The sequence below is a fragment of the Herbaspirillum sp. SJZ107 genome (assembly GCF_006715485.1).
Taxonomy (GTDB): Bacteria; Pseudomonadota; Gammaproteobacteria; order Burkholderiales; family Burkholderiaceae_D; genus Telluria.
This window is the reverse complement of the sequence record NZ_VFNH01000002.1, coordinates 1,476,290-1,501,873: the sequence shown is the minus strand read 5'-3', so window position 1 is coordinate 1,501,873 and position 25,584 is coordinate 1,476,290. Positions and strand designations below refer to the sequence as shown.

At 66.8% G+C, this 25,584-nt stretch carries 31 protein-coding genes; 9 read left to right on the top strand and 22 right to left on the bottom strand.

Annotated elements, in window-relative coordinates; genetic code table 11:
* Positions 1-91: 91 nt before the first annotated feature.
* The 4 genes from FBX97_RS16465 to FBX97_RS16450 are packed head-to-tail and all read left to right on the top strand — an operon-like array spanning position 92 to position 2,420.
* The gene (locus tag FBX97_RS16465) at positions 92-661 is read left to right on the top strand and encodes an RNA polymerase sigma factor (protein WP_141833408.1); all 570 of its coding nucleotides are present in this window, start codon (positions 92-94) and stop codon (positions 659-661) included.
* Positions 658-1,095 (top strand): DUF3619 family protein, encoded by a 438-nt coding sequence (locus FBX97_RS16460; protein WP_141833406.1) that lies wholly within the window; start codon positions 658-660, stop codon positions 1,093-1,095. Before FBX97_RS16465 ends, FBX97_RS16460 begins: the two co-directional genes overlap by 4 nt.
* Before the next feature lie 57 nt (positions 1,096-1,152).
* Positions 1,153-1,878: a DUF3106 domain-containing protein gene (locus tag FBX97_RS16455; RefSeq protein ID WP_255517491.1), complete on the top strand. Its 726-nt coding sequence runs from the start codon at positions 1,153-1,155 to the stop codon at positions 1,876-1,878.
* Between the two features lie 8 nt (positions 1,879-1,886).
* Entirely contained in the window at positions 1,887-2,420 is a 534-nt protein-coding gene (locus FBX97_RS16450; protein WP_141833404.1) for an RDD family protein, read from the top strand.
* Here FBX97_RS16450 and FBX97_RS16445 read toward each other — a convergent pair.
* From FBX97_RS16445 to FBX97_RS16390, 12 genes are all read right to left on the bottom strand, one after another.
* A complete protein-coding gene (locus FBX97_RS16445; RefSeq protein WP_141833401.1) occupies positions 2,417-3,130 on the bottom strand; it encodes an RNA pseudouridine synthase in 714 nt (237 codons plus the stop codon). The two genes, FBX97_RS16450 and FBX97_RS16445, sit on opposite strands and share 4 nt — an antisense overlap.
* Entirely contained in the window at positions 3,130-4,158 is a 1,029-nt protein-coding gene (ltaE, locus tag FBX97_RS16440; RefSeq protein ID WP_141833399.1) for a low-specificity L-threonine aldolase, read from the bottom strand. The genes FBX97_RS16445 and ltaE overlap by 1 nt, the downstream gene beginning before the upstream one ends.
* Before the next feature lie 8 nt (positions 4,159-4,166).
* Positions 4,167-5,048, bottom strand: coding sequence for an SAM-dependent methyltransferase (locus tag FBX97_RS16435; protein ID WP_141833397.1), 882 nt, complete (start codon positions 5,046-5,048; stop codon positions 4,167-4,169).
* Between the two features lie 11 nt (positions 5,049-5,059).
* On the bottom strand, positions 5,060-5,401 hold the full coding sequence (gene fdx / locus FBX97_RS16430; RefSeq protein ID WP_141833396.1) for an ISC system 2Fe-2S type ferredoxin: 342 nt from the start codon (positions 5,399-5,401) through the stop codon (positions 5,060-5,062).
* 22 nt (positions 5,402-5,423) lie between these two features.
* Complete coding sequence (gene hscA, locus FBX97_RS16425; RefSeq protein ID WP_141833395.1) at positions 5,424-7,313, bottom strand: Fe-S protein assembly chaperone HscA; 1,890 nt, start codon at positions 7,311-7,313, stop codon at positions 5,424-5,426.
* Between the two features lie 72 nt (positions 7,314-7,385).
* A complete protein-coding gene (gene hscB / locus FBX97_RS16420; RefSeq protein ID WP_141833393.1) occupies positions 7,386-7,901 on the bottom strand; it encodes a Fe-S protein assembly co-chaperone HscB in 516 nt (171 codons plus the stop codon).
* A gap of 20 nt (positions 7,902-7,921) precedes the next feature.
* Complete coding sequence (gene iscA, locus FBX97_RS16415) at positions 7,922-8,245, bottom strand: iron-sulfur cluster assembly protein IscA (protein WP_141833391.1); 324 nt, start codon at positions 8,243-8,245, stop codon at positions 7,922-7,924.
* A gap of 80 nt (positions 8,246-8,325) precedes the next feature.
* Positions 8,326-8,724, bottom strand: coding sequence for a Fe-S cluster assembly scaffold IscU (gene iscU / locus FBX97_RS16410; protein WP_141833389.1), 399 nt, complete (start codon positions 8,722-8,724; stop codon positions 8,326-8,328).
* A 30-nt stretch (positions 8,725-8,754) separates the two neighbouring features.
* Positions 8,755-10,011 (bottom strand): IscS subfamily cysteine desulfurase, encoded by a 1,257-nt coding sequence (locus FBX97_RS16405; protein WP_141833387.1) that lies wholly within the window; start codon positions 10,009-10,011, stop codon positions 8,755-8,757.
* 21 nt (positions 10,012-10,032) lie between these two features.
* Entirely contained in the window at positions 10,033-10,515 is a 483-nt protein-coding gene (iscR, locus tag FBX97_RS16400; protein WP_141833385.1) for a Fe-S cluster assembly transcriptional regulator IscR, read from the bottom strand.
* Between the two features lie 245 nt (positions 10,516-10,760).
* On the bottom strand, positions 10,761-11,534 hold the full coding sequence (locus FBX97_RS16395; RefSeq protein WP_141833383.1) for a PEP-CTERM sorting domain-containing protein: 774 nt from the start codon (positions 11,532-11,534) through the stop codon (positions 10,761-10,763).
* 218 nt (positions 11,535-11,752) lie between these two features.
* On the bottom strand, positions 11,753-12,535 hold the full coding sequence (locus tag FBX97_RS16390; protein WP_141833381.1) for a uracil-DNA glycosylase: 783 nt from the start codon (positions 12,533-12,535) through the stop codon (positions 11,753-11,755).
* 166 nt (positions 12,536-12,701) lie between these two features.
* On the opposite strand from FBX97_RS16390, the gene FBX97_RS16385 reads away from it, so the two are divergent.
* Positions 12,702-13,160, top strand: coding sequence for a CBS domain-containing protein (locus FBX97_RS16385; RefSeq protein WP_185748610.1), 459 nt, complete (start codon positions 12,702-12,704; stop codon positions 13,158-13,160).
* Positions 13,161-13,249: 89 nt separating this feature from the next.
* On the opposite strand, the gene maiA is transcribed toward FBX97_RS16385, so the two are convergent.
* Both maiA and FBX97_RS16375 read right to left on the bottom strand, forming a co-directional pair.
* On the bottom strand, positions 13,250-13,894 hold the full coding sequence (gene maiA / locus FBX97_RS16380) for a maleylacetoacetate isomerase (RefSeq protein ID WP_141833379.1): 645 nt from the start codon (positions 13,892-13,894) through the stop codon (positions 13,250-13,252).
* Positions 13,891-14,916, bottom strand: a complete 1,026-nt coding sequence (locus tag FBX97_RS16375; RefSeq protein WP_141833377.1) for a fumarylacetoacetate hydrolase family protein — start codon at positions 14,914-14,916, stop codon at positions 13,891-13,893. Before FBX97_RS16375 ends, maiA begins: the two co-directional genes overlap by 4 nt.
* Before the next feature lie 276 nt (positions 14,917-15,192).
* Between FBX97_RS16375 and FBX97_RS16370 the strand changes: the two genes are divergently transcribed.
* Positions 15,193-15,759 (top strand): gamma-glutamylcyclotransferase, encoded by a 567-nt coding sequence (locus FBX97_RS16370; protein WP_141833375.1) that lies wholly within the window; start codon positions 15,193-15,195, stop codon positions 15,757-15,759.
* Positions 15,760-15,878: 119 nt separating this feature from the next.
* A complete protein-coding gene (locus tag FBX97_RS16365) occupies positions 15,879-16,448 on the top strand; it encodes an ankyrin repeat domain-containing protein (protein ID WP_141833373.1) in 570 nt (189 codons plus the stop codon).
* A 26-nt stretch (positions 16,449-16,474) separates the two neighbouring features.
* On the opposite strand, the gene FBX97_RS16360 is transcribed toward FBX97_RS16365, so the two are convergent.
* Complete coding sequence (locus tag FBX97_RS16360; RefSeq protein WP_141833371.1) at positions 16,475-17,029, bottom strand: RNA 2'-phosphotransferase; 555 nt, start codon at positions 17,027-17,029, stop codon at positions 16,475-16,477.
* Positions 17,030-17,133: 104 nt separating this feature from the next.
* On the opposite strand from FBX97_RS16360, the gene FBX97_RS16355 reads away from it, so the two are divergent.
* Positions 17,134-18,303 carry an acyltransferase gene (locus FBX97_RS16355; protein ID WP_141833370.1) on the top strand — a complete coding sequence of 390 codons (1,170 nt, stop codon included), beginning with the start codon at positions 17,134-17,136 and terminating at the stop codon, positions 18,301-18,303.
* Here the strand turns inward: FBX97_RS16355 and FBX97_RS16350 are convergent.
* On the bottom strand, positions 18,260-18,952 hold the full coding sequence (locus FBX97_RS16350; protein WP_141833368.1) for a PadR family transcriptional regulator: 693 nt from the start codon (positions 18,950-18,952) through the stop codon (positions 18,260-18,262). The genes FBX97_RS16355 and FBX97_RS16350 overlap by 44 nt on opposite strands.
* Positions 18,953-19,043: 91 nt before the next feature.
* Positions 19,044-19,631, bottom strand: a complete 588-nt coding sequence (locus FBX97_RS16345) for an AAA family ATPase (RefSeq protein WP_255517490.1) — start codon at positions 19,629-19,631, stop codon at positions 19,044-19,046.
* A gap of 132 nt (positions 19,632-19,763) precedes the next feature.
* Between FBX97_RS16345 and FBX97_RS16340 the strand changes: the two genes are divergently transcribed.
* Positions 19,764-20,336, top strand: a complete 573-nt coding sequence (locus FBX97_RS16340; protein WP_141833366.1) for a GNAT family N-acetyltransferase — start codon at positions 19,764-19,766, stop codon at positions 20,334-20,336.
* Here the strand turns inward: FBX97_RS16340 and FBX97_RS16335 are convergent.
* The 5 genes from FBX97_RS16335 to FBX97_RS16315 all read right to left on the bottom strand — a co-directional run bounded on the left by FBX97_RS16335 (position 20,293) and on the right by FBX97_RS16315 (position 25,572).
* Positions 20,293-21,426 carry a PA0069 family radical SAM protein gene (locus FBX97_RS16335; protein ID WP_255517533.1) on the bottom strand — a complete coding sequence of 378 codons (1,134 nt, stop codon included), beginning with the start codon at positions 21,424-21,426 and terminating at the stop codon, positions 20,293-20,295. The two genes, FBX97_RS16340 and FBX97_RS16335, sit on opposite strands and share 44 nt — an antisense overlap.
* Before the next feature lie 187 nt (positions 21,427-21,613).
* Complete coding sequence (locus FBX97_RS16330) at positions 21,614-22,273, bottom strand: tRNA-uridine aminocarboxypropyltransferase (RefSeq protein ID WP_141833364.1); 660 nt, start codon at positions 22,271-22,273, stop codon at positions 21,614-21,616.
* 31 nt (positions 22,274-22,304) lie between these two features.
* Positions 22,305-22,928: an NADPH-dependent FMN reductase gene (locus tag FBX97_RS16325; RefSeq protein ID WP_141833362.1), complete on the bottom strand. Its 624-nt coding sequence runs from the start codon at positions 22,926-22,928 to the stop codon at positions 22,305-22,307.
* Between the two features lie 74 nt (positions 22,929-23,002).
* Positions 23,003-24,415 carry an efflux transporter outer membrane subunit gene (locus FBX97_RS16320; RefSeq protein WP_255517489.1) on the bottom strand — a complete coding sequence of 471 codons (1,413 nt, stop codon included), beginning with the start codon at positions 24,413-24,415 and terminating at the stop codon, positions 23,003-23,005.
* Positions 24,412-25,572, bottom strand: a complete 1,161-nt coding sequence (locus tag FBX97_RS16315) for an HlyD family secretion protein (RefSeq protein WP_141833360.1) — start codon at positions 25,570-25,572, stop codon at positions 24,412-24,414. The genes FBX97_RS16320 and FBX97_RS16315 overlap by 4 nt, the downstream gene beginning before the upstream one ends.
* Positions 25,573-25,584 lie beyond the last annotated feature (12 nt).

The following is a 25,584-nucleotide window of genomic DNA, read 5'->3' as shown; positions in this document are numbered from 1 at the left end:
TGCGGCCTGCCCCGATTTTTGCTAGCATTCGAAAGTTTTCCGTAAAGCACAGGCAAAGCACAGCAACGCGCCGTGCACCACCTTTCATCGCATGGCCACTGACAAAGAACTCAACGACTTCCTCGAGAGTGTCGAGCGGCGCGCCTTCAAGCAGGCGGCGTACGCAGTCCGCAAGGACGAGGCAGCCCTCGACATCGTTCAGGACGCCATGATCAAGCTGGCAGAGAAATACGGCGACAAGCCGGCGGCGGAATTGCCGATGCTGTTCCAGCGCATTCTGCAAACCACCATCCTCGATTATTTCCGGCGCGAGAAGGTCCGGAATACCTGGATCAGCCTGTTTGGCGGCCTCGGTCGGCGGGAAGACGAGGACGAGGACTTTGATATACTCGAATCCTACGAAGCCGAGGAAGGAACGGCGGCGGCCGCGTCGAGCGCGGACCAGGTGGAACGCGCCGAAACCCTGCGCCTGATCGAAGAAGAGATACAAAAGCTGCCGGCGCGTCAACGGGAAGCCTTCCTTATGCGTTACTGGCAGGACATGGACGTGGCCGAAACGGCCCAAGCGATGGGATGCTCCGAGGGCAGCGTGAAAACGCACTGCTCTCGCGCTACGCATACCCTTGCGAAAGCTCTCGAGGCCAAGGGAATAAAATTATGAACACCGACGACATCAACCTGGCGTACAAGATCCGCCATGCCCTGAACGATACGCTCGACGAGCTGCCGGCCTCGACCACCGATCGCCTGGCCGCTGCACGCGCACGCGCGCTGGCGCGCAAGAAGGCCGACGCGCCGTCGCAGCAGCAGCTGCAGGCGCAGCGCCGTCCGCTGTTCGATGTTTCCAGGCTGACCACAATATTCTCGACGCCCTGGGTGGCACGCGTCGCCACGGTCGCGCCATTGGTCGCCATGGTCGCCGGCCTGGTCGGCATCTACCAGTACCAGCAGGAACAGCGCGGCGCCGAACTGGCCGAGCTGGATGCCGCCGTGCTGTCCGACGAACTGCCGCTGACCGCCTACACCGACCACGGCTTCAACGCCTACCTGGTACAACAGCAACAGAACCTGCAACAACCGCAGCGAGCCCAGTAAAGGATGACGGCAAACAAGCGTAAAGCCGCTGCCTTCGGCGCAGCAGGCGCAGCCCTTGTGTTGGTGCTCGCCGTCGGCTGCCAGCGCGATCGCCACGATGGCGCATCGGACGGCACTGCCTCCGGTGCCGGCGCGGCCGCGTCCAGCGCGCCGGCGCTTGCCGGCAAGGCTGGAGCGCAGGGACGCACTACCGGCGACAAGCCGGCCTGGCGCACCCTCACCCCGGCCCAGCAGCAGGCGCTGCAGCCGCTGCAGGGCGAGTGGGATGCGATGGACGGCGTGCGCCGCCAGCGCTGGCTGCAGCTGGCCAGCCGCTTCGGCGCCATGAAGCCGGAAGAACAGCAGCGCGTGCACGAGCGCATGCGCGCCTGGGTCAAGCTGACCCCGGCGCAGCGCGAACTGGCGCGCGAGACCTACTCGCGCACGCGCAAGATCGCCCCCGACCAGAAAGCCGCGAGCTGGGAAAGCTACCTGCAGCTGCCCGACGAGCAAAAGCGCAAGCTGGCCGCCTCCGCCGCCACCCGCAAGGCCCCGGCCGTGGTGCCTTCGCAAGCCAATGCCAAGGTCGTCGCGCCGCTCGGCCAGGGCGCCAGCGCCTGCCCTGCCGGCACGGTGCGCAACAGCGTGTCGGCGACGCCGCCCTGCGTGAGCGCGCCGGCGCCGGGCACGCCCGCTGCCGCGCCGTCGGCACCGCCCGCCACCACCCCGCCGGCACCGACACCGCCGGCCCAGCAGGACAACCCGGCCCCCGCCAACTGGGGCATCACACCGAACAACGCCTGAGAGGCCGCATGGACACGCCACCCAGCATCAGACGCCGCATGATCGCCATGGTCTACGAGATTTTCCTGGTGCTGTCGGTGGAAGCGCTGGCGGTGGTGGTGTGGATGCTGGCCACGCAGAACCGCCACGGGCCGCTGTTCGACCACGGCCTGAAGGCCTGGCTGTTCCTCGTCACCGGCGCCTACTTCATCCACGCCTGGACCGGCAGCAGCCACACGCTGGCGATGAAGACCTGGCGCCTGCGCCTGATGACTGACGGCGGTGCGCGCGTGCCGCTGCGCACGGCCGTGCTGCGCTACCTGCTGGCCTGGGGCTGGTTCGCGCCGGCGCTGCTGGTGTGCGCCGCGTTCGGCCTGCATGGCAAGGGGACGATGGCCGCCGTACTCGCGATCGGCGTGGCGGCATGGGCCATGACGGCCCTGTTCGACAAGGACCGGCGCTTCCTGCATGACCGGCTGGCGGGCACGCGGCTGGTGTCGATGCCGAAGCCGGCATCCACCCTGGCGCCGGGCCCGACACCCCCGGCCGCCGAAGCCTCTTAAAAGCGCTCGAATTCCTGCAGGTAGCGCCACTGCCCGGCCGGCAGGCTGGACAGTGCCACACGGCCGATGCGCAGGCGCCGCAGCGACTTGAACGCCAGGCCGGCCTGTTTGCACATGACCTCGATGCGCCCGGCGCGAATGCCCTTGCCGGCGATGCGCAGGCGCGTCTCGCTCTGGCGGCTGACCTTGATCGGCGCAGCCGGCGTGCCCGCCGCGTTCATGGCGGCGAGCGCGTTTTCGCTGATGTATTCGTCCACGACTTCGAGCACGTACTCGTGCTCCATCCGCGCGCCATCCTCGACCAGCTTGCGCTGCACGCGCCAGTCCTGGGTGAATACGACCAGCCCGCTGGCCGCGGTTTCCAGCGGCGTCGCCAGGACCAGCTTATGGAGGTGGCGCTTGAGGAAGCGCCCGTTGCCGGACTGCGTCTCCGCACCCAGCGCCGCCAGCGCCGCCGTGGTGCCGACGCCGGCCGGCTTGTGCAGCAGGATCGTCACCGGCAGCGGTTCCTCGGCGGTGGCGCCGGGCAGCAGCGCGACCTGCTGTTCCGGCGTCACGCGCGTGGCCGGATCTTCCTCGGCCGTGCCGTCGACGCTGACCCAGCCGCCGGCGATGTAGCGCTCGGCCTCGGCGCGCGAGCAGCCCAGTTGCGCCGCAACGCGCTTGGCCAGGCGGACGCTGTCGCCGTCGCCATGTTCGAGTTCGGTCATCAGGCGCGCCAATCCTTGAAGAAGGCTTCGAACGCGGCAATGACCTTGCGCACGTCGGCCTGCGACACGTCCAGGTGCGTCACCAGGCGCGTGTGCGGGCCGATCGAGGCGCGGATGCCCTGCGCGGCCAGCGCTTCGCGCAGCGGCGCGCAGGCCGCTTCCGGGATCTCGACGTAGAAGATGTTGGTCTGCGGCGTGGTCACGCTCAGGCCTTCGATGCGGCCCAGGCCCTGCGACAGGTCGAGTGCGTTCTGGTGATCCTCGGCCAGGCGCTCGACGTTGTGTTCCAGCGCATGGTGGGCCGCGGCCGCGATCACGCCGGCCTGGCGCATGCCGCCGCCCAACATCTTGCGCCAGCGCTTGCCCTGCTCGATGAAGGCTTTCGGTCCCAGCAGCACCGAACCGACCGGCGCGCCCAGGCCTTTCGACAGGCACACCGAGACGGTGTCGAAACCGGCGACGGCGGCGCGCAGGCTGGTGCCGTTCTTGACGGCGGCGTTGCAGACGCGGGCGCCGTCGAGGTGGGTCGCCAGGCCTTTCGCATGCGCGAAGTCGGTCGCGGCCTTGACGTAATCCTGCGGCAGCACGCGGCCGCCGATGGTGTTTTCCAGCGCCAGCAGGCGCGAACGCGCGAAGTGCATGTCGTCCGGCTTGATGTAGGCCGCGATGTCGCTGACTGCGATCGAACCGTCCGCCTGGTTGGCGATCGGCTGCGGCTGGATGCTGCCCAGCACCGCGGCGCCGCCGCCTTCATATTTATAGGTGTGCGCTTCCTGGCCGACCAGGTATTCGTCGCCGCGGCCGCAGTGGGTCATCAGCGCGATCAGGTTGGTCTGCGTGCCCGACGGTGCGAACATGCCGGCTTCGAAGCCGAACAGGTCGGCCGCGAAATCCTGCAGGCGGTTGACGGTAGGGTCGTCGCCGTACACGTCGTCGCCCACCGGCGCGGCCGCCATGGCGGCACGCATGGCGGCGGAGGGTTGGGTGACGGTGTCGCTGCGCAGGTCGATCCAGTGTTGTTCGCTCATGGGCTCTATCAGTCGGTGAGTGCTGCGGATTTCGATTCGGTATAGAAACGCTGGGCCATCTCTTCCAGTCCCAGCTCGGCCAGCACCTGCTGCAGGCGCTCGGCGGGCCGCTTGCGCGGCAGGTTCTTGTAGGTCGCGACGATCAGCTCGTTCTTCATCGAGTGCTCCCAGCCGACCAGTTCCGTCACCGTGACCTGGTAGCCATGCGCCTCCAGCTGCAGGCAGCGCAGCACGTTGGTGATCTGGCTGCCGAACTCGCGCGTGTGGATCGGATGGCGCCAGATCTCGGTGAGCACGCTGCGGCCCAGGTCCTTGCCCTTGTTCTTGCGCAGCACCGACGCGATCTCGGCCTGGCAGCACGGCACCAGCACGATGTGCTTCGCATGCTTCTTGAGCGCGAAGTCGATGGCGTCGTCGGTGGCGGTGTTACAGGCGTGCAGCGCGGTGACCACGTCGATGGTCGGCGGCAGCTGCCCGGAGACGGTGGAGTCGGCGACCGACAGGTTCAGGAAGGACATGCCCGGGAACGCCAGGCGCTGCGCCAGCTCGGTCGACTTCTGCACCAGCTCTTCGCGGGTCTCGATGCCGTAGATGTGCGAATCGTCGCCCTTGCCCTTGAACAGCAGGTCGTACAGGATGAAGCCGAGGTAGGATTTGCCGGCGCCGTGGTCGACCAGGGTCACGTTCGGGTGGTCCTGCTGCACGTCCTTCACCAGCGGCTCGATGAACTGGACCAGGTGGTAGACCTGCTTCAGCTTGCGCCGGCTGTCCTGGTTCAGCTTGCCCTCGCGCGTGAGGATGTGCAGCTCCTTGAGCAGCTCGATCGACTGGCCGGGCTTGATCTCGGGGAGCTGCTCGTAGATCGTGGGCGCGGGGGCTTGCTTTTTCATGGGTCGTGCCGTCAATGGTTCTTTTCGGCTGCGTGGTTGATCGTGTATTTCGGGATCTCGACCACCAGGTCTTCCTCCGCGATGATGGCCTGGCACGACAGGCGCGAATTCGGCTCCAGGCCCCAGGCCTTGTCGAGCATGTCTTCTTCTTTTTCTTCCTGCTCGTTCAGCGAATCGAAACCTTCGCGCACGATCACGTGGCAGGTGGTGCAGGCGCACACGCGGTCGCAGGCGTGTTCGATGTCGATGTCGTTCTCGAGCAGGGTGTCGCAGATCGACTTGCCCTGCTGGCCGTCGAGGACGGCGCCTTCGGGGCAGAACACGGGATGGGGAAGGATGACGATTTGTGGCACTTCTTGACCTCTTTGATTTGTTTTATACCTGATCCAGCGATTTCCCCGCCAGCACCTTGCGCACGTTCTTGTCCATGCGCCTTGCCGCGAATTCCTCGGTCCCGTGCGCCAGTGCCTGCACCGCATCGTGCAGCTTGTTCTGGCGCTCGTCGTGGCCGACCGTCTCGTCGCCCGAGCGGACCTGCGCCGCGCGCACGCCCTCTTCCAGCGCCGCGATCGCCGCGCGCTCTTCCTCGCTCAGCAGGTCGGCATCGAGTTCCAGCGCCGACTGGGTCGCCAGCAGGATGCGCTCGGCCTCGACCTGTTCTTCGCGCAGGGCACGCGCCGCCATGTCGCTCGAGGCGGCAGTGTACGAGTCCTGCAGCATGCGCGCCACCTCGTCGTCGCCCAGGCCGTAGGACGGCTTGACCGTGATCGAGGCTTCCACGCCCGAGCGCGTCTCGCGCGCCGACACCGACAGCAGCCCGTCGGCATCGACCTGGTAGGTCACGCGGATGCGCGCCGCACCGGCCGCCATCGGCGGGATGCCGCGCAGCTCGAAGCGCGCCAGCGAACGGCAGTCCGCCACCAGCTCGCGCTCGCCCTGCACCACATGCACGGCCAGCGCAGTCTGGCCATCCTTGAAGGTCGTGAATTCCTGGGCGCGGGCGCACGGGATGGTCGAGTTGCGCGGAATGATCTTCTCGACCAGGCCGCCCATGGTTTCGATGCCGAGCGACAGCGGGGTCACGTCCAGCAGCAGCCAGTCGTCGCCGGCGGCGCGGTTACCGGCCAGCAGGTTGGCCTGCACGGCGGCGCCCAGCGCCACCACCTTGTCCGGGTCGATGTTGGCGTGCGGGATGGTCTTGAAGTAGTCGCCCACCGCGCGGCGGATGTGCGGCATGCGCGTGGCGCCGCCGACCAGCACCACGCCGTCGACGTCTTCGACCGTCACGTCGGCATCGCGCATCGCCTTGCGGATCGCGTTCATGGTTTTCGCCACCAGCGGCTGGGTGATCTCGGCGAAGGTCTCGGCGGTGACGGTCACCTGCACGAGTTCGCCCGACTTCAGGATCGCCTCGACCGTGGTCTCGGCATTCGTCGACAGCAGCTCCTTGGCCTGGCGCGCCTTGACCATCAGGGTCGCGGTATCGACGTCGGACAGCGGAGACAGGCCGGCCTGCTGGGTGATGTGGCAGAACAGGCGCTGGTCGAAATCGTCGCCGCCCAGGGCCGAGTCGCCGCCGGTCGACAGCACTTCGAACACGCCTTTCGACAACTTGAGGATCGAGATGTCGAAGGTGCCGCCGCCCAGGTCGTACACGGCGAACACGCCTTCCTTGCCATGGTCGAGGCCATAGGCGATGGCGGCCGCGGTCGGCTCGGACAGCAGGCGCAGCACGTTCAGGCCGGCCAGCTGGGCCGCATCCTTGGTCGCCTGGCGCTGGGCATCGTCGAAGTAGGCCGGCACGGTGATCACGGCGCCGACCAGTTCGTCGCCCAGCGCATCTTCGGCGCGCTGGCGCAGCGTGGCCAGGATCTGGGCCGAGGTCTCGACCGGGCTTTTCACGCCGGCGACGGTTTTCAGCTGCACCATGCCGGGTCCGTCGACGAAGTCGTAGGGCATGTTCTCGGCGTGCGCGATGTCCTTCAGGCCGCGCCCCATGAAGCGCTTGACCGAGACGATGGTGTTCTTCGGGTCGGTGGTGCGGGCCGCCTGGGCCTTGAAGCCGATGTTGGCGTGGCCGTTCGGCAGGTAACGCACGATCGACGGCAGCAGCGAGCGGCCCTCCTCGTCGCTGAGCACTTCCGGGATGCTGTTGCGGACGGTGGCGACGAGGGAATTGGTGGTGCCGAGGTCGATGCCCACTGCCAGGCGGTGCTGGTGCGGGGCGGTCGACATGCCGGGTTCGGAAATCTGCAAGAGTGCCATGATCGTGTTACCTGGGTGTTTTTATTAGAGGTGCCCGCGCGCGCAGGCACGCGGGCGGATTACGACGCCGGATTACGAGTCAAGTGCCTCGAACGCGTAATGCAATTCGTCGCCGAACTTGTCGAGGAACATCAGCGCGCGCACGCCCTGGGCCGCGTTCTGGTAGTCGCCGGCGTCCAGCAGCTTGCCGACCTGGGCCAGGCGCCCCTTGCGCTCCGCGCGCACCTGGGCGTCGAGTTCGTCCAGCGCGCCGGCGTCCTTCGATGCGCGCGCGTCGGCCAGGGCCTCGCGCAGCTCCATCTGCTGCATCAGGAAATCCATCGGCATCGCCGTGTTGGACTCGGTCTGCAGGTCGACGCCGTTCAATTCGCACAGGTATTGTGCGCGCTTTTGCGGATTGCGCAGCGTTTGGTAGGCCTCGTTGGCGCGCGTCGCCCACTGCATCGCGACGCGCTTCTCGGCGTCGCTGGCGTTCACGAAACGGTCCGGGTGGACACGGCCCTGGACTTCGCGGTAGGCCGCGTCCAGCGCGTCCATGTCGACGTCGAAGCGGGCCGGGAGTTGGAACAGCTCGAAGTGATTCTGCATCGTGGATGACGACTCTGCGCTCAGATACGGAAGCTCTCGCCGCAACCGCAATTGTCCTTGACGTTCGGGTTGTTGAAGCGGAAGCCTTCGTTCAGGCCTTCGCGGGCGAAATCGAGTTCGGTGCCGTCGATGTACGGCAGGCTCTTCGGATCGACGAACACCTTCACGCCGTGCGATTCGAAGATGTTGTCCTCGCCCGCCGGCTCGTCGACGTATTCCAGCTTGTAGGCCAGGCCGGAGCAGCCCGTGGTGCGCACACCGAAACGCAAGCCGACACCCTTGCCCCGGCGTTCGAGGTAACGGGTGATGTGACGGGCGGCTTTTTCGGTCAGGGTGATTGCCATTGTTTCTATCTCCAGCTTAATTACGTTTGCTACGTAGGGTGGACGGCGAAGCCGACTAGGCGTCCTCGTCCACCCTACCATTACGCGGCTTTGACTTCGGTCGCGTGCTTGGTCTTGTAGTCGGCCACGGCCGCCTTGATCGCGTCCTCTGCCAGGATCGAGCAGTGGATCTTCACCGGCGGCAGCGCCAGTTCTTCGGCGATCTGGGTGTTCTTGATGGCCAGCGCCTCGTCCAGCGACTTGCCCTTGACCCATTCGGTCACCAGCGAGCTCGACGCGATCGCCGAACCGCAGCCGTAGGTCTTGAACTTCGCGTCTTCGATGACGCCGGCTTCGTTGACCTTGATCTGCAGCTTCATCACGTCGCCGCAGGCCGGGGCGCCGACCATGCCGGTGCCGACATCGTCGGCGTTCTTGTCGAAGGCGCCGACGTTGCGCGGGTTTTCGTAGTGGTCGAGGACTTTATCGGAATATGCCATGGTGGTTCTCCTAGAATTCGTATGCGGTGATTAGTGTGCTGCCCATTGGATCGAATTCAGGTCGATCCCTTCCTTGTGCATGTCCCACAGCGGCGACAGTTCGCGCAGCTTGCCGACTTTCGCCTTCAGCAGCTCGACCGCGAAGTCGATGTCTTCCTCGGTCGTGAAACGGCCGATGGTGAAGCGGATCGAGCTGTGCGCCAGTTCGTCGCTGCGGCCCAGGGCGCGCAGCACGTACGACGGTTCCAGCGAGGCCGAGGTGCAGGCCGAACCCGACGATACGGCGATATCCTTGACCGCCATGATCAGCGACTCGCCTTCGACGAAGTTGAACGAGACGTTCAGGTTGTGCGGCACGCGGTTTTCCATGTCGCCGTTGACGTAGACCTCTTCGATCTCCATCAGGCCCTTGGCCAGGCGGTCGCGCAGCGCCTTGGTCTTTGCCAGTTCGGTGTCCATCTCTTCGCGGGCGATGCGGAAGGCTTCGCCCATGCCGACGATCTGGTGCGGTGCCAGCGTGCCCGAGCGCAGGCCGCGCTCGTGGCCGCCGCCGTGCATCTGGGCTTCCAGGCGCACGCGCGGCTTGCGGCGCACGTACAGGGCGCCGATGCCCTTCGGACCGTAGGTCTTGTGCGCGCTGAAGCTCATCAGGTCGACTTTCAGGTCGGCCAGGTTGATGTGGACCTTGCCGGTGGCCTGGGCCGCGTCGCTGTGGAAGATGATGCCTTTCGAGCGGCACAGTTCGCCGATTTCCTTGATCGGCTGGACCACGCCGATCTCGTTATTCACCAGCATCACCGAGACCAGGATGGTATCCGGGCGCATCGCGGCTTCCAGCTGCGCGAGCGTGATCAGGCCGTTTTCCTGCGGTTCGAGGTAGGTCGCTTCGAAACCTTCGCGCTCGAGTTCGCGCACGGTGTCCAGCACGGCCTTGTGCTCGGTCTTGACGGTGATGATGTGCTTGCCCTTCGACTGGTAGAAGTGGGCGGCACCCTTGATCGCCAGGTTGTTCGATTCGGTGGCGCCGGAGGTCCAGATGATCTCGCGCGGGTCGGCGCCGACCAGGGCCGCGACGTTGGCGCGCGCTTCCTCGACCGCCGCCTCGGCACTCCAGCCGTAGGCGTGGCTGCGCGACGCCGGATTGCCGAACTGCTCGCGCAGGAACGGAATCATCTTGTCGGCGACGCGTGGATCGATCGGCGTGGTGGCCGAATAGTCCATGTAGATCGGGAAATGAGGCGCAGTCACGAAGCTCTGCTCGATTTTTTTGTCCAAAGGCGCGTTCATCAGTTCACTCCAGTTTGCTCTTCAGTTTTGTCCGACGGCGGCGTGGCGGTGCATCACCACGACGTTCTGTTCTTTCTGTTCTTTCAGCTTTTGCTGTTCGACCAGGTCATGCAGGGTCACCGAATCGAGATAGTCCACCATCTTGGCGTTGAGCGTGGCCCACAGCTCGTGGGTCATGCAGCGCGTGCCGGCGGCGGCATCCGCGCCGTGGCAGTTTTCCTTGCCGCCGCACTGGGTCGCATCGAGCGGCTCGTCGACGGCGATGATGATGTCGGCCACGGTCACCTTTTCGGCACTGCGCGCCAGGCTGTAGCCGCCGCCGGGACCACGCACCGACTCGACGATCTCGTGCCGGCGCAGCTTGCCGAACAGCTGCTCCAGGTAGGACAGCGAAATGGCCTGGCGCTGGCTGATGCCCGACAGCGTGACCGGACCGTTGCCCTGGCGCAGGGCAAGATCGATCATCGCAGTTACAGCAAAACGGCCTTTGGTGGTCAGACGCATCACAACCCCGGTTTGGTTTCCATACAAGTGTTAAAATCTTGCTTCTCTTCAACCGCTCAGCTTGCAATGTCTTGTGGACATCGAGATAAAAACCTGATTAGTTGATTGATTTAGTCAAGTATAGCGCATTCGGCGGTGTTTGTCTTGGCGCCCCCAAAATGCAAAACGGCCCGATCTGCCACTGACCGGGCCGCAAGCGCAGGGCGCGATACCCTACCCTTCACATTTGTTTACCACTGCAAATCTCAAGTGCGGCTGTGCGCACCCGTCGTACGGCGGCGCCGCGCCAGGCCCAGCATGCCGAGGCCGCCGGCCAGCATCGCCAGGCTGCCCGGTTCCGGTACCTCGGCCGCGGCGGCGGCGACCGAGAGGTTGTCGACCACCACGTCATACCCCGTCCAGCCGTAGAAATAGCCCGGCACGTAGGTCGTGAAGGCGATCTCGTCGACGCTGGCCAGGACGTCGGCGAAGCTGCGGTCCGGCGGCAGCGCCGGCACGCCGCCGGTTTCGGTATCGTCGATACCATAGCCGCCCCAGCCGCCCGGCAGCGCGTTCGACCCGGTATCGCCGATGGTCACCTCGAAATGCTGCCAGCCCATGCCGGCGCCGATCGTGCCCAGGTTGTACCAGACGCTGGTGTAAGGCATGCCCTGGTACGGGTTGTCGTAGTCGCGCAGCTCGACCACCAGGTTGCGCGTCACTTCCATGCCGGTGCCCCAGTAGACGATCGAGTTGGTCAGGATGTCGATGCCGAGCGTGACCGACGGCGAGGCGCCGTAGTTGCCGACGAAGGCCGGATTCGTGCTGTTCGACCAGGTCATGCCGAAGGTCTCCGGATTGATCGTGTGCAGCGCCGGCGAACCGTAGGACGAATCGATCCAGGCACCGGCCTCGCCGTCATAGGCCGGCTGGTTGTCCCAGCCCTGCAACCCATGCGAAAAGTCGACGGTCGTGCCTGCGTTGGCCGTCGTCAGGGCGGACAGGAGAGTGAGTGCGAGCCCGGCAAGTGCTGTCTTCATGTGTTCCTCGTGGATGGTGGATGGATGCGCAGGCTGCCCCTAGCGGCGACCGGCTTCCCCATGCTGCGAGGACGTGTACTCTATGTCAATTAATCAAATGCACTAGATTTCACAAACTTGTCTGTGAATTATTACCGCATATCTTAAATTGTAATTTGCACAACAATGTGGCGGCCCTTGCCCAGGCCCAGGGCGGCTGCGCACGGCAGGGGTGCACTTCAATCCTTGCGCAGCAGCCGCATCGGACCGAACAGCCGGTGCATGCCTTCGTGGCCGATGAAGCTGAGGTTGTACGGGTGCTCGGCCTGGATCTTGGGGAAAACCTCGCTTTCCGGCACTTTTTTAAGTTGCTCGGCGATCTTGCCCCACAAGACCAGGGTCGGCTTGTCCCGGCATGCGGCCAGGGCCGCGAACACCGCTTGCTGGAACGGCACCCAGGCGCGCGCATCGATAACCGGGGCGACGTGCTTGCGGAACACCAGCGAGGCATTCAGCAGCAGGAAGCCCTGGCCGAGCAGCTTGTCCTGCAGTTCGGCCAGGGTCTGGATCGCGCCGCCCGCACGCGCCGCCCTGGCGATCGGCGCCAGCGCGGCGCCGCCGGTATCGTCGGCCTGCAGGCTGCCGTCGGCCACCAGCAGCATCTTCATGAAGTTGCGCAACGAAGTCGCACGGTTGACCGGCTTCGACAGGCCGGTGTCCGACCATAGCTCGCCCACCGCCCCATCCATGAAACAGACGCCGGTCGCGCTTTCCGCGCGCGGATACGGCCCCTCCCCCACCAGCACGTAGCGCACCCGGTCCAGCGGCAGCGAGAACGCGGCGAACAGGCGGCCGCCGGTCGGCAGGTAATCGTCGCCGGCCAGCGCCGGCAGGTAGTCGGGCGTGGCGCGCATCATCGCTTCCAGGCCCGCGGCCAGGTGCGGGCGCCAGGATGCGTCGGCCAGTTGCAGGGCGTCGAGGATGGCGGCGGGGACGGTAGACACTGCGGTGGACTCTGGCATGGCGCAAAGCGTGGGCTGAAGGGAGCCAGATTGTAGCCGAGCCGGCCGTTCGCAAGCCGCGCGCACGGCTTTTTTCGCGAGCTGTTCCGCACGTCAAGGTGGCGTCCGGATTTCAGGAATCGGCGCATGATTTTGCCGGTTGAACCCTGTTGACAAGGAGAGGCAAATGCAAACCATTCAGGATGTGATGACCCGCGACGTGCAAAGCATCGCGCCGCAGGAAACCGTGCAGCGCGCCGCCCAGATGATGGATGAACTGAACGTCGGCGCGATTCCCGTGCTCGACGGCCGCAAGCTGGTCGGCATGATCACCGACCGCGACATCACGGTACGCTCGACCGCCGCCGGCCAGGCCCCCGGCCAGACCCGCGTGGGCGACGTGATGAGCGTCGACGTGCGCACCTGCGCGCCGGACCAGAGCGTCGACGAAGTGCTGGACCAGATGGGCGACGTCCAGATCCGGCGGCTGCCGGTGCTGGACCGGCAATCGCAGGAAGTGATCGGTATCGTGTCGCTGGGCGACATGGCGGCCAAGCATTCGGCCGGGATCGACCATACGCTGGAAGAGATTTCGACGCCGGCGGAGCCGGACCGGTCGACCGTGGGGACCGAGACGCGGCATTGATACCACGCGTTTACGCAGTGTAAACTTGGGGGAACAGTGCCGATGGCACTGTTCCGCCTTCGCGGGGGCGACGCTGATATGCAGCGACCTTACTCCGCGTCCGGCTGGTTCGACGGATGCGCCGCAACGAAGGCCGGCATCTCGCTGCACAGCGCATTGATGCGCGCGATGTGCGGGTAGATCGACACGTCGATGCCGTGGCGCTGGGCGTTGTACACCTGCGGCACCAGGCAGCAGTCGGCGATGGTCGGGGTGTGGCCGTGACACAGCGGGCCGGAACTCGGGTCGCGCGCCAGGTGGGTTTCCAGCACCTCGAGACCGCTGACCAGCCAGTGGCGGTACCACTCTTTCTTGACCTCCTCGCTCACCTTCAGCTCGTCCGTCAGGTAGCGCAGCACGCGCAGGTTGTTGACCGGGTGGATGTCGCAGGCGACGATCTGCGCCAGTTCGCGCACGCGCGCGCGCCCGGCGGCGTTCTTCGGCATCAGCGGCACCTTCGGATGCTCGTCCTCGAGGTATTCCAGGATCGCCATCGACTGGGTCAGCGTCAGGTAATCGTCCTGAAAGGCCGGCACCAGCCCGCTCGGATTGATGGCGCGGTACTGCGTCTGCAGCTGCTCGCCGCCGTCGCGCAGCAGGTGCACCGGGATCGCTTCGTACGCCAGTCCCTTCAGGTTCAGGGCGATGCGCACCCTGTAGGCGGCAGAGCTGCGGAAATACGTGTAAAGCCTCATTCTTTCCTCCCGTGATAGTGGGCGACCTCCTGGTCGATCGCCCCGAATATGCTCGCGCCGTCCGCGCCCGTCATCTCGATGCGGACCGTGTCGCCGAAACGCAGGTACGCCGTCTGCGGCGCGCCCTGCTCGATGGTTTCGTACATGCGCAGCTCGGCCAGGCAGCAATAGCCGACACCGCCGTTGGCGATGCTCGAGCCATGCAGGCTGCCCTGCTTGTTGGAGACCGTGCCGGAGCCGATGATGCTGCCGGCCACCAGTTCGCGCGTTGTGGCCGCGTGCGCGATCAGCTGGGCGAAGCTGAACGTCATGTCGTCGCCCGCGTTGGGGCGGCCGAAGGGTTCGCCATTGAGCGTGACTTGCAGCGGCAGGCGCAATTTGCTGTCGTGCCAGGCGCTGCCGAGTTCGTCCGGCGTGACCGCGACCGGCGAGAACGCGCTGGCCGGTTTCGACTGGAAGAAGCCGAAGCCCTTCTCCAGTTCCTTTGGAATCAGGTTGCGCAGCGAAACGTCGTTGACCAGCATGACCAGGCGCACGGCGGCCGCGGCCTGCTCGAGCGTGGCGCCCATCGGCACGTCGCCGGTGACGACCGCCACTTCGGCCTCGAGGTCGACGCCCCAGTCCTCGGACAGCACGGCGATCGGATCGCACGGCCCGGCAAAGGAATCGGACCCGCCCTGGTACATCAGCGGATCGGTATAGAAGGACGGCGGCACCGTGGCGCCGCGCGCCTTGCGCACCAGCTCCACGTGGTTGATGTAGGCCGAACCGTCGGCCCACTGGAAGGCGCGCGGCAGCGGCGACGCGCATTCCTGCTCGATGAAGGAGGCGGCGTCCGGCGCGGTGCCGGCATTCAGCACTTCGTAGACGGCACGCAGCTGCGGCGCGACGCGCTCCCAGTCATCTAGCGCAGCCTGCAGGGTAGGCGCGATGCCGGGCACCGCCTGGCAAGTGACCAGGTCACGACTGACCACGACCAGCGTACCGTCGCGGCCGCCGGTCTTCAGGGTAGCGAGTTTCATGCTTTTTCTTTCATAGTTGCAATTATTGCCGCTATTACAACTGAAAACGAACGTTCGTACAAACGGTTTTTTTGTACTGCGTACCCTGCGCCGGGAATTAGAACAATCCTTCAAAAATGCTGCCCCGGCCTGTGTCGCGTTGCACAAACGCTATTGAGCCAGACGATCGCCAGTTCCGACCGTGCGCTTGCGAACATTGCAAGCATGACCACCCACGCTGCATCGTCAACCGCCGCGCTAGAATGTGGCCATCTCACGTCACCGCATACAGGCACGATGTCTCACAACACCATCGCGATCAATCAGCGCATGGACCGGTTCGACGGCCACGACAGCGTCTGGCTGTTCGGCTACGGCTCCCTGATCTTCAAGGCCGACTTCCCCTTCCTCGAGCGGCGCCCGGCGCACATCGGCGGCTGGACCCGGCGCTTCTGGCAGGGCTCGCACGACCACCGCGGCACGGAAACGGCGCCGGGCCGCGTCGTCACCCTGGCGCCCGAGGACGGCGCCGTCTGCCACGGCATGGCCTACCTGGTCACGCCCGAGGAATTCGCCCACCTCGATTACCGCGAAAAGAACGGCTACCTGCGCCTGGCCACCGACATCCATTTCGAGGACGGCAGCGCGGCCCACGGTATCGTCTACATCGCCACCCACGAAAACGCGGCCTGGCTCGGCCCCGCCAGCGAGCGCGAGATCGCGCGCCAGATCGCCGGCGCCCGCGGGCCGAGCGGCCCCAACAGCGAATACCTGCTGGAGCTGGCCAGGGCCTTGCGCGAGCTGGGCAAATTCGATCCGCACGTGTTTGAGATCGAGCGCCACCTGGCCGAGTTCCAGGCCTGAACCGGCCGCACCGATCCGCGCAAGGGGGCGGTGCGTCCTGCCGTGCGCGCGGACGGTGCGCCGTGCTTTGTGATCTAATTGGCATCACATTCAGCCGATATGCACGACAGGAGAGCACGATGCAGCAGCAGGACCAGCAACACGATCAGGATCAGCAACCGAGCGCACGCCCGGCCACACCCAAGGATCTCGACGAGGATACCCTCGCCTTCGTGCGCAAGGTGTTCGGCCATGCCCGCGCCGGCGACGCGGAAGAGCTGGGCATGTACCTGGGCCACGGCCTGCCGCCCAACCTGCGCAACGAGCGCGGCGACAGCCTGCTGATGCTGGCCTGCTACCACGGCCGCCTGGACGCCGCACGCGTGCTGCTGGACCATGGCGCCGACCCGGAAATCATGAACGACGCCGGCCAGACACCGCTCGCCGGCGCCGCCTTCAAGGGCGACCTGGCGGTCGTCACCCTGCTGCTGGACCGCGGCGCGCAAGTCGACAACGCCGGACCCAACGGCAAGACGGCGCTGATGTTCGCCGTCATGTTCAACCGCGTCGAGATCGCCCGCCTGATGCTGGCACGCGGCGCCGATCCCTTCCACCGCGATGCCGACGGCAATTCGATGGTCGATGCCGCCCGCAAGATGGGCGCCGCGGACACCCTGGAACTGCTGGCCGCGGCGACCGGCGAGCGCTGATCCGCGCCGGCGTCAGGCGCCGCTCGTTACGTCCCGCTCATCACTTCCAGATATCTCGGCAATACCGCCTCGGTCAGCCACACGCCGTTGTCCGAGCGGTAGAACACGAGCCCGTCGGCGCGCATGCGCCGGGTATCGACGCGCAGGATGGCGGGAAAGCCGTGGCGTGCCCCGACCCGCCTGGCGGTGTCGATATCGGCCGACAGGTGGACGTGATGCCGCCCCGAAGCGCGCAGCCCTTCGGCCAGGATCGATTTCAGGAAGCGGCTGGCGGTGCCGTGGTACAGCACCTGCGGCGGCTCGGACTGGACCAGCGCCAGGTCGACCTGGATCGAATGGCCCTGGCTGGCGCGAATGCGCGTGCGGTCGTCATTGAAGGCAAAGCGCTGCTTGTCGTTGTCGGCCACCACGCGCTCGAGCAGCGCCCGGTCGACCGCGTGGCCGGCAGCGGCAAGGCGCTCCAGCAGCGCGTCGACGCCGGTCCAGCCATGGGCATCGAGCGACAGCCCGATGCTGTCCGGCCGGTGGCGCAGGACGTAACTCAACAATTTACTGGTGGCGACGACAGGATCGGCTGGCATGGCAGGCTGGGCTTAGTTGGCGTTTGTTGGAACAGCCGCCAGCATACGGCAATCACGACAATGGCAGCGTTTTGCCCTGCCCGCATCGGCTAGACTCGCGTCCCATGACGAATCACACCACCGCCGGCGGCCGTGCGCCCGGCCTCGACCTGCTGCGCGCCGGCGCCATCCTCACGGTCATGCTCTACCATCTGGCCAGCCACGGCTTTGCACTGGACGGGTTCGGACACCATGGCTGGCTGGGCGTGGACCTGTTTTTCGTGCTGAGCGGCTACCTGATCGGCTGGCAGGTCGTGCGCCGCTACGCCGACGGCAAACGTCCCGACTGGCCGGGCTTCATGCTGAGCCGGACCCTGCGCGTGCTGCCGGCCTACCTGGCGGTGCTCGGCCTGTACCTGGCCGTGCCGGCATGGCGCGAAGCCGAGCGCTTGCCGCCGCTGTGGCAGTTCTTCACCTTCACGGTGAACCTGTTTCCGGACTGGGAACGAGCCCGCGCCTATTCGCACGCGTGGTCGCTGTGCGTCGAAGAACATTTCTATCTGCTGTTGCCGCTGGCGGCCACGCTGCTCGCGCGCCGTCCGGGACCGCGCAAGGTGCTTGCGCTTGCAGCACTGCTGGTGGTGGGCGGCATGCTGTCGCGCGACTGGACCTGGCAGCGCAGCGTGGCACCGCATCTCGGCGCGGGCGGCGATCCGGGCCTGGCGATCACGGGCTACGTCGAACGGATCTACGACCCGACCTGGCACCGGCTCGACGGCTTGCTGGCCGGCGTGCTGCTCGCAACCATGCGCGCCTTCCGCCCGGCCTGGTGGGCGCGCGTACAGTGCCAGGGGCCCCTGCTGCTGATCCTTGGCGCAGCATGCGTCGCCGCCGTGATCGCGATCGATCCGCTGGGCCGGACCGGCGCCGTCGTCCAGTTTCCGCTGGCAGCGCTCGGTTTCGCCTGCCTGGTCGCGGCAGTGCTGAGCCCGCGCCTGCCGTTCTCCCGTGTGCGGCTGCCTGGATGCCGGCAAGCCGCCTTGCTGGCGTTCAGCCTCTACCTGACGCACCGGCAGGTGTATGCCTGGCTGGATGCGCGGCTGGACGGAATGCCGGCCGCCGCGCCGCTGACGGCCTTCGTCCTGTACAACCTGGCCGCGCTCGCAGTCGCCGCCCTGCTGTACTGGAGCGTCGAGCGGCCGGCGCTGCGGCTGCGCGACCGCCTGCTGGCGCTGCGCGCGGCGCGGACGCCTACTGCTGCGCCGCGGCCGGCACCGCTTCGATCTCGGCCTTAGCGCGTGCAAGGATGGCGGCAATGCGCCCCTGCTCTTCGGCCGGCGCCCCGGCGCGTTCTTGCAGCGCATGCTTGAGCGCATGGCGGGCGTCGGCGAGTTCGGCGGTCCAGCGCTTGCCGCCGCCGTCCTCCCCGCCTTCGGCCAGCGCGCTGCGCATCAGGCGCATCTTTTCGGCGGCGGCGTCCAGCTTGGCGAGCAACCCGTCGACGTGCGCGCGATTCGCCTCCAGGTGGGCCCGGCCGTCGTCCGACAGCGCATAGCGCTTGCGGTTGCCTTCGGCCTGGATGCTGACGTGGCCGCGGTCTTCCATGCAGCTCAGTGCCGGATACATCATGCCCGGACTCGGCACATAGAAACCGCTGGAACGCTGTTCGAGCGCCTTGATCAGTTCGTAACCGTGGCTGGGCTGCTCGCCGATCAGGGCCAGCAGCAGCAATTGCAGGTCGTCGGACGACAATTTGCGTCCGCGTGGACCGCCTTCGTCGAATCCGAAACCGCCGCCGCGGCCGCCGCGCGGACCGGGACCGTGGCCGCGGGGACCGCGCTGCGGACCGTCCGGCGCCGCGTGCTGCTCATGATGCTCATGGTGACCGTGATGGTGGCCATGATCGTGGTGATGGTGCGGGTGATGATGGTCGTGACGTGGCATGAGGTTTCCTTTTATATCGTAAGATACATCTTAAGATATACTTGGAACTCGATGAAGTCAAGCGCCTGTCGCGCCGCGTGCGCTGTCCGCGTCAGGCGCTACTGCCCTTCAGCACGCGCCGCACCTGCGCCGCCCGCTGCTCGACGCTGCCGCGCACGACGGTATGGAGAATGCCGCGCGCCTGCAGGTCCTCGATGACCAGCCGCTGGATGCGGCCGCGCCACGCTTCGTTCTCGCGCACGTCCTGTTCTTCATAAGGGATGTCGTCGGCGCAGACGAAGGTGTGCGCGTAGCGGGTGCGGCAATCGTCGGCGCAGCGCAGCAGCTCGGCCGGCGGCGGATCGCCGACCTGGCGGAACTGGATGCCGAGTAGCAGCGTGGTGAGTGCATTGGTATCGACGAACAGCCAGCGGCGCGCATGCGGCAAGGCGGCGTCTTCGGCCTGGCGGTGCTTGACGGCGATCTCGACATAGTCGCCGGCATCCAGCCTGCCCTGCTTTTCTTCCCAGATGAAGCGGCCGATCTCGGGAACGGAGACGGTGCCGTAGGCGCGCGCCAGGTACTCCGACAAGGTCGATTTGCCGGTCGACTCGGCGCCGACGAAGACCACGCGCTGCGCTTCCCGTGTTTCTGCTTGTTGTACCTGCTCCACCATAGTGCCGTCCGAAGATGAAAACACGCATCCTAGCCGACGCTACAGCCACAGACAACTCGGCATTTACAGCTCAGCAATCATGTCGCGGTGCTACACCGCAGTGCTACACTCGTGTGACCGCCACCATTGCCGGTGTCATGCCGGCAAGCCGCCACCATGACCGAACTGACCAGCGCCGGCTTCGTGCTCCGTTCCTTCCTTGCCGACGACGCCCCTGCCTTTGCCGCCGCGGTGCAGGAATCGATGGCGACGCTCGCCCCGTGGATGCCCTGGGCCGAGTCCGGCTTCGACGAAGCGCAAGCCCTGGCCTGGTTTGCCGCCTGCGACGCCGCCCGCGCGGACGGCAGCAGTCACGAGTTCGGCATCTTCCGCAAAGGCGTGTTTGTCGGCGGCGCCGGCCTGAACCAGCTTAATCCGGCGCACGCCCTGTGCAACCTCGGTTACTGGGTGCGCACCTCGGCACAGCGGCAAGGCGCTGCCTCCGCCGCGGTAGTGGCGCTGGCGCAGCATGCCTTTCGCGACCTGCACCAGACGCGGGTGGAAATCGTCGTCGCCGAAGGCAACGATGCCAGCCTCGGCGTGGCGCGCAAGGCCGGTGCCGTCCACGAATGCCTGGCGCGCAATCGCCTGGTGCTGCACGGCGCGCCGGTGGCCGCCCACGTCTTTTCCCTCGTGCCGGGCGATCTCAGAACAGATCCATCTGCGCTGCCGCAGCCGCGGTCGGCTTGACCGCCGGCTTCGGCACCACCAGCGGGCGCCGGAACTGCGAACCGTCGAGCTGGCTGAAGCGGCCGGTATAGCCATCCATGCCGAGGCGCTTGATGGCCTTGGTGAAGCGCTGGCGGATCAGGTCGGCCCAGATGCCTTCGCCATGCATGCGCTTGGCGAAATCGCTGTCGTATTCCTTGCCGCCGCGGATGTCCTTGATGCGGTTCATCACGCGCTGGGCGCGGTCCGGGAAGTGGGTGTGCAGCCATTGCTGGAACAGCGGGTTGACTTCCCAGGGCATGCGCAGGATCGTGTAGTGGGCGCCGACGGCGCCGGCGTCCTTGGCCGCTTCCAGGATGCGCTCGATTTCCGGTTCGGTGACGAAGGGGATGATCGGCGCCACGCTGACGCTGACCGGGATGCCGGCCTCGGTCAGCGTGCGGATCGCGCGCAGGCGGCGCGACGGCGCGGCGGCGCGCGGCTCGAGCGTGCGGGCGATCTCGCCGTCGAGCGTGGTCAGCGTGATGGCGGCGCAGGCCAGGCCTTTCTCGGCCATCGGCGCGATCAGGTCGATGTCGCGCTCGATCAGCGCCGACTTGGTGATCAGGCCGTAGGGGTGCTGGCATTCCTTCAGCACTTCCAGCACTTCGCGCGTGATGCGGCGGTCCCGTTCGCACGGCTGATAAGCGTCGGTGTTGACGCCGATCGCGATGTTTTCGGGCACGTAGCCGGGCCGCGCCAGTTCCTGGCGCAACAGGTCGGCCGCATTCACCTTGGCGAAGATGCGGCTTTCGAAGTCCAGGCCCGGCGACAGGCCGAGGTAGCTGTGCGAAGGCCGCGCGAAGCAATAGATGCAGCCGTGCTCGCACCCGCGGTACGGGTTCAGCGACACGCCGAAGGGAATGTCGGGCGAGTTGTTGCGGGTGAGGATGCTTTTTGCGAACTCCTCGCTGACCACGGTCTTGGGCGGCGCATCGTTGCCGGAAGCGGCGCCGGCGCCGGCGCCGGGCACGCTCCAGCCGTCGTCGAAGCGCTCGCGCGCATTGACTTCGTAGCGGCCCTGCATGTTGCTGACGGCGCCGCGCCCCTTGAAAGCGACAGTCTGGACCATCGGCCGGGCAACGGTCTCCACCCCTGCTCCGGGCCGGGCCGGCGACGGCCGGGACGGCATCTTCGGTGGCCTGACGGGCAACAGCGGCAACATCACTTGCCCTTCCATACGGCTCACGCTGGCTTTTTGACGATTCACGCGGCGCTCCTATAAATACTGTATGTTTATACAGTATAGTACGCCGATGTCATTCAGGGTTCAAGTGCGATGTAACTTGTTGTATGCACGCGGCTTGTTGTTGCACAAATCCGTCAAACGCTGCCAGCAGAGGCCGGTAATAGAGAGGGTTTTCTTCCAGTTGAGCAAGCGCATGGACGGCCGCCTCGAACGACGACAGCTGGTGCGGGGCATGCGCCTTGCGAATCCGATAAGCGCTCGGCGGCGCATCCTGCAAGGCCAGCCGCGGCAGGCACTGCAGCGCCGGGTTCAGGTACAGCATCTTGCGGCTCTTGCGCCAGGTGGCGTCCAGCACGACCAGGCGCAGGCGTTCCGGATGCAGGAAAGATTCGGATGGCAACAGCGGTGGCGGCGCGATGCCGAGCGAGGCGTCGCCCGGTGTCTCGGGATACAGCAGCAGCGGCGTGCGCCCGTCCGCATGCAGCAGGGCGTCCAGTGCCTTCGCGGAAAAGGTTTCGCCCACCTCGAGCCGGCTGCCGGCCAGGCTCAGGTGCAGCAGGCGCGCGCTGTTCTTGGCGTTGCGCACTTCGAGCGGATGTTGCAGGACCAGCAGTTCGACGCGGCTGGCGAGCGGCACGATCCAGCGGCAGATGCAGGCGCTTTGCGCGCGCAGGCAGGCCGGGCAGACGGCCCGGCGCGGCGCAGCGGGTAGATAAGTGGAGAGAGTCATGGGCGGCGATTCTAGCGCCGCCCGCGAAAGATTACATGCTGCCCACGCGGCGGCCGTGCGGCGGCGCCCCTTCCGGCTCATCCGCCGCCGACGCCACCGGCGCCCGCAAGCGCTTCAGCGCGTCGCTCCACTGCACCACCTGGTCGAGCATGGCATCGACCGCCTGCTCGTGGTGCTCGCGCGGATTGAACTTGGTGTACTGTTCCCAATCGTCGTGCAGGGTCAGCATGGCCTGGGCACGCACGTCGGCCACCATCAGCTCGCCCATCACCAGGCGCAGGTTCTCGATCGCGCGCGCGCCGCCGATGCTGCCGTAGCCGACGAAGCCGGCGGCCTTGTTGTTCCATTCCTTGAACAGGAAATCGATGGCGTTCTTCAGCGCGCCCGAGGTCGCGTGGTTGTACTCGGGCGTGACGAACACGAAGCCGTCGAACTCGGCGATGCGCGCGGCCCAGGCCAGCGTGTGCGGCTGCGAGTACTGGCCCATCGACGGCGGCACCGGTTCGTCCAGCAGCGGCAGGTTGAAATCCTGGATGTCGACCAGTTCGAATATGGCGTCGCCGCGCATGCCGGCGATGTCCAGCACCCAGTTGGCCACGTCCAGCGCCTTGCGGCCGGGGCGCGTGCTCCCGACGATGACTCCTATCTTGATCATATGCGTCTCCAGTATGCAGGATTGATAATTCTAATAAGCCGATAAAGCAGTGGGCGCCCGATTCAGGGCGCGCATTACGGCACCGGGGCCCAGCCGCCGCCGAGCGCCCGGTACAGGTCGACGTGCGCCGCCAGGTAACTCGCGCGCAGCTGCAGCACGTTGTTCTCGGCGGTGAAGGCATTGCGCTGCGCGTCCAGTTCTTCCAGATACGAGGAATAGCCGTTGCGGTAGCGGTTGTGGGCGATGCGCAGCACCTCGGCGGTGGCGACGCGGCGCGCCTCGGCCTGCTCCAGCTGTTCGCGCAGGCGCTGCACCGCCGTCAGGGCGTTCTCGGTCTCGGCCAGGGCATTGCGCACCACCGTTTCGTAGGCGAACACGGCGCGGTCGCGCAGCGAGGCCGAGATCTCGGCCTGGGCGCGCAGGCGGCCGGCGTCGAAGATCGGCGCCAGGATGCTGCCGCCGACGCTCCACAGCGTGGTGCCGGCGCCCAGCAGGTCGGGCACGTTGTGCGCGTAGCCGCCGACCGAGGCGGTCAGGCGCAGCGCCGGCAGCATCTGGTCGCGCGCCACCGCCAGGCTGGCGTCGGCCGCCGCCACCGCGCGCTCGGCCTGGGCGATGTCGGGGCGGCGCCGCAGCAGTGCCGAGGGCAACCCGGGCTGGATCGCCGGTACGCGCAGCGCCCCGAAGTCGCCACCGCGTGCAACCGGGCCGGGACTGGCGCCGAGCAGCACGGCCAGTGCATTTTCCTGCTGGGTGATGGAACGCTCCAGCTGCGGCACCACGGCCGCCGTGGTGCGGTATTCGGCTTCGGCCTGCGACAGTTCCAGGCGCGAGCTGTAGCCGACTTCGAACTGGCGCCGCGCCAGCTCGAGCGAGCGTACGCGCGACTGCAGCGTGGCGCGCGCCAGTGCCAGCTGGGCGTCGAGGCCGCGCAGGTTCAGGTAACCGGAGGCCGTATTCGCCGCCACCGACAGCGCCACCGCGTCCGCCGCTGCTTGCTGCGAGGCGTAATCGAAGCGCGCCGCCTGGGTGGCATTCTCCAGGCGCCCGAAGGGATCGAGTTCGTAGGCGGCCTGCAGGTTGCCCTGCACCGAGGTCGATTCGATCGGCGTGCCGAGCGGCCCGATCGCACGCGCACGGCCCGGGGTGATGCCGGCCGTCAGCGTCGGTTCCTGGGCCGAGCGTGCGACCCGGATGCGCGCCTGGTATTCCTGCAGGCGCGAACGCGCAGTGCGGATGTCGCCGTTATTCGCCAGCGCCTGCGCCACCAGCGCATCCAGCGCCGGGTCGCCGAAGGCGCGCCACCAGCCGGCTTCGACCGCCGCGTTGGCGTTGGGACCGACCTCGGCAGGTACGGGCGACGCCTGGCCGCGCCACGCCGGCGGCACGTTCAGGGTGGAGGCCGGCGGCGGCGGCACCGCGATCCGGCAGCCGCCCAGCGCCAGCATGGCCAGCACAGCCGGCACATGGTAAAACGCCCCCCTCATCGCGCCTGCCCCTGCGTCGGCGCCTGCGCTGGTGCCTGCTGCGCTGGTGCCTGCTGCGCTGGTGCCTGCTGCACCGGTGCCTGCCGCGCAGCAGGCACTACGCGCGTATCGATGCTGGGCACCACCGACATCCCCGGCCGCAAGCGCTGCGCCAGCGGCTGGTTCGGCTCGATGGCGATGCGCACCGGGATGCGCTGGGCGATCTTGACGAAGTTGCCGGTGGCGTTGTCGGGCTGGATGACGGAGAACTCGGAGCCGGTGGCCGGGGCGATTTCCTCGACATGGCCGCGCAACTTGGCGTGGTTGAGCGCATCGACGGTGAAGGTGACCGGCTGGCCCAGGCGCACGTCGGCCATCTGCGTTTCCTTCATGTTGGCCACCACCCACATGGTCTGGGGCACCAGCGCCGTCAGCTGGGTGCCGGCGTTGACGAAGGCGCCCAGGCGCACGCTGACCTGGCCCAGCTGGCCGTCGCGCGGCGCCAGGATGCGGGTGTTGGCGAGGTCGATCTCGGCCAGTTTCACGGCCGCTTCGGCATTCGCCACCGCCGCTTCCAGGGCGGCGCGGTTGACGTCCACGGTGCGCAGGTTCTGGCGCGAGATCTCGAGTGCGGCACGCGCCTGCTCGGTGGCCGCCACGGTCTGGGCGCGGGTGGCGCGGGCAGCGTCGCGTTCGCGCGCGGACAGCGAGCCGTCGGCCGCCAGTTCTTCGACCCGGCGCAGGTCGGCGTTGGCGCGCACTGCCTGCGCCGCCGCGTTCTGCACCGCCGCCTGGTTCTGGGCGATGGTGGCGCGCGCCGTGCCCTGGCTCTGGGCGAAGTTGCTGAGGGCCGCGCGCTGGCTGGCCAACTGGGCGCGCGCCTGTTCCAGCCGCTGGTTGTAGATGCGGTCGTCGATGCGCATCAGGAGCTGGCCCTGGCGTACCGTCTGGAAATCCTGGACCTGGACGTCGACGATGTAGCCCGACAGCTGGGGACTGATGATGGTGACCTGGCCGCGCACGGTGGCGTTCTCGGTGGTCTCGACGGTGCTGCGGAACGGCGGCAGGTCCCAGGCATACAGGACGATCAGCACGCCGATCAGCGCGACCGTCGCGAACAGCACGCCGCTGACGATCACCTTGCGGTTGGATTTTTCTTGTGTCGGAGTCTCGGCCATTATCGTTTTCGG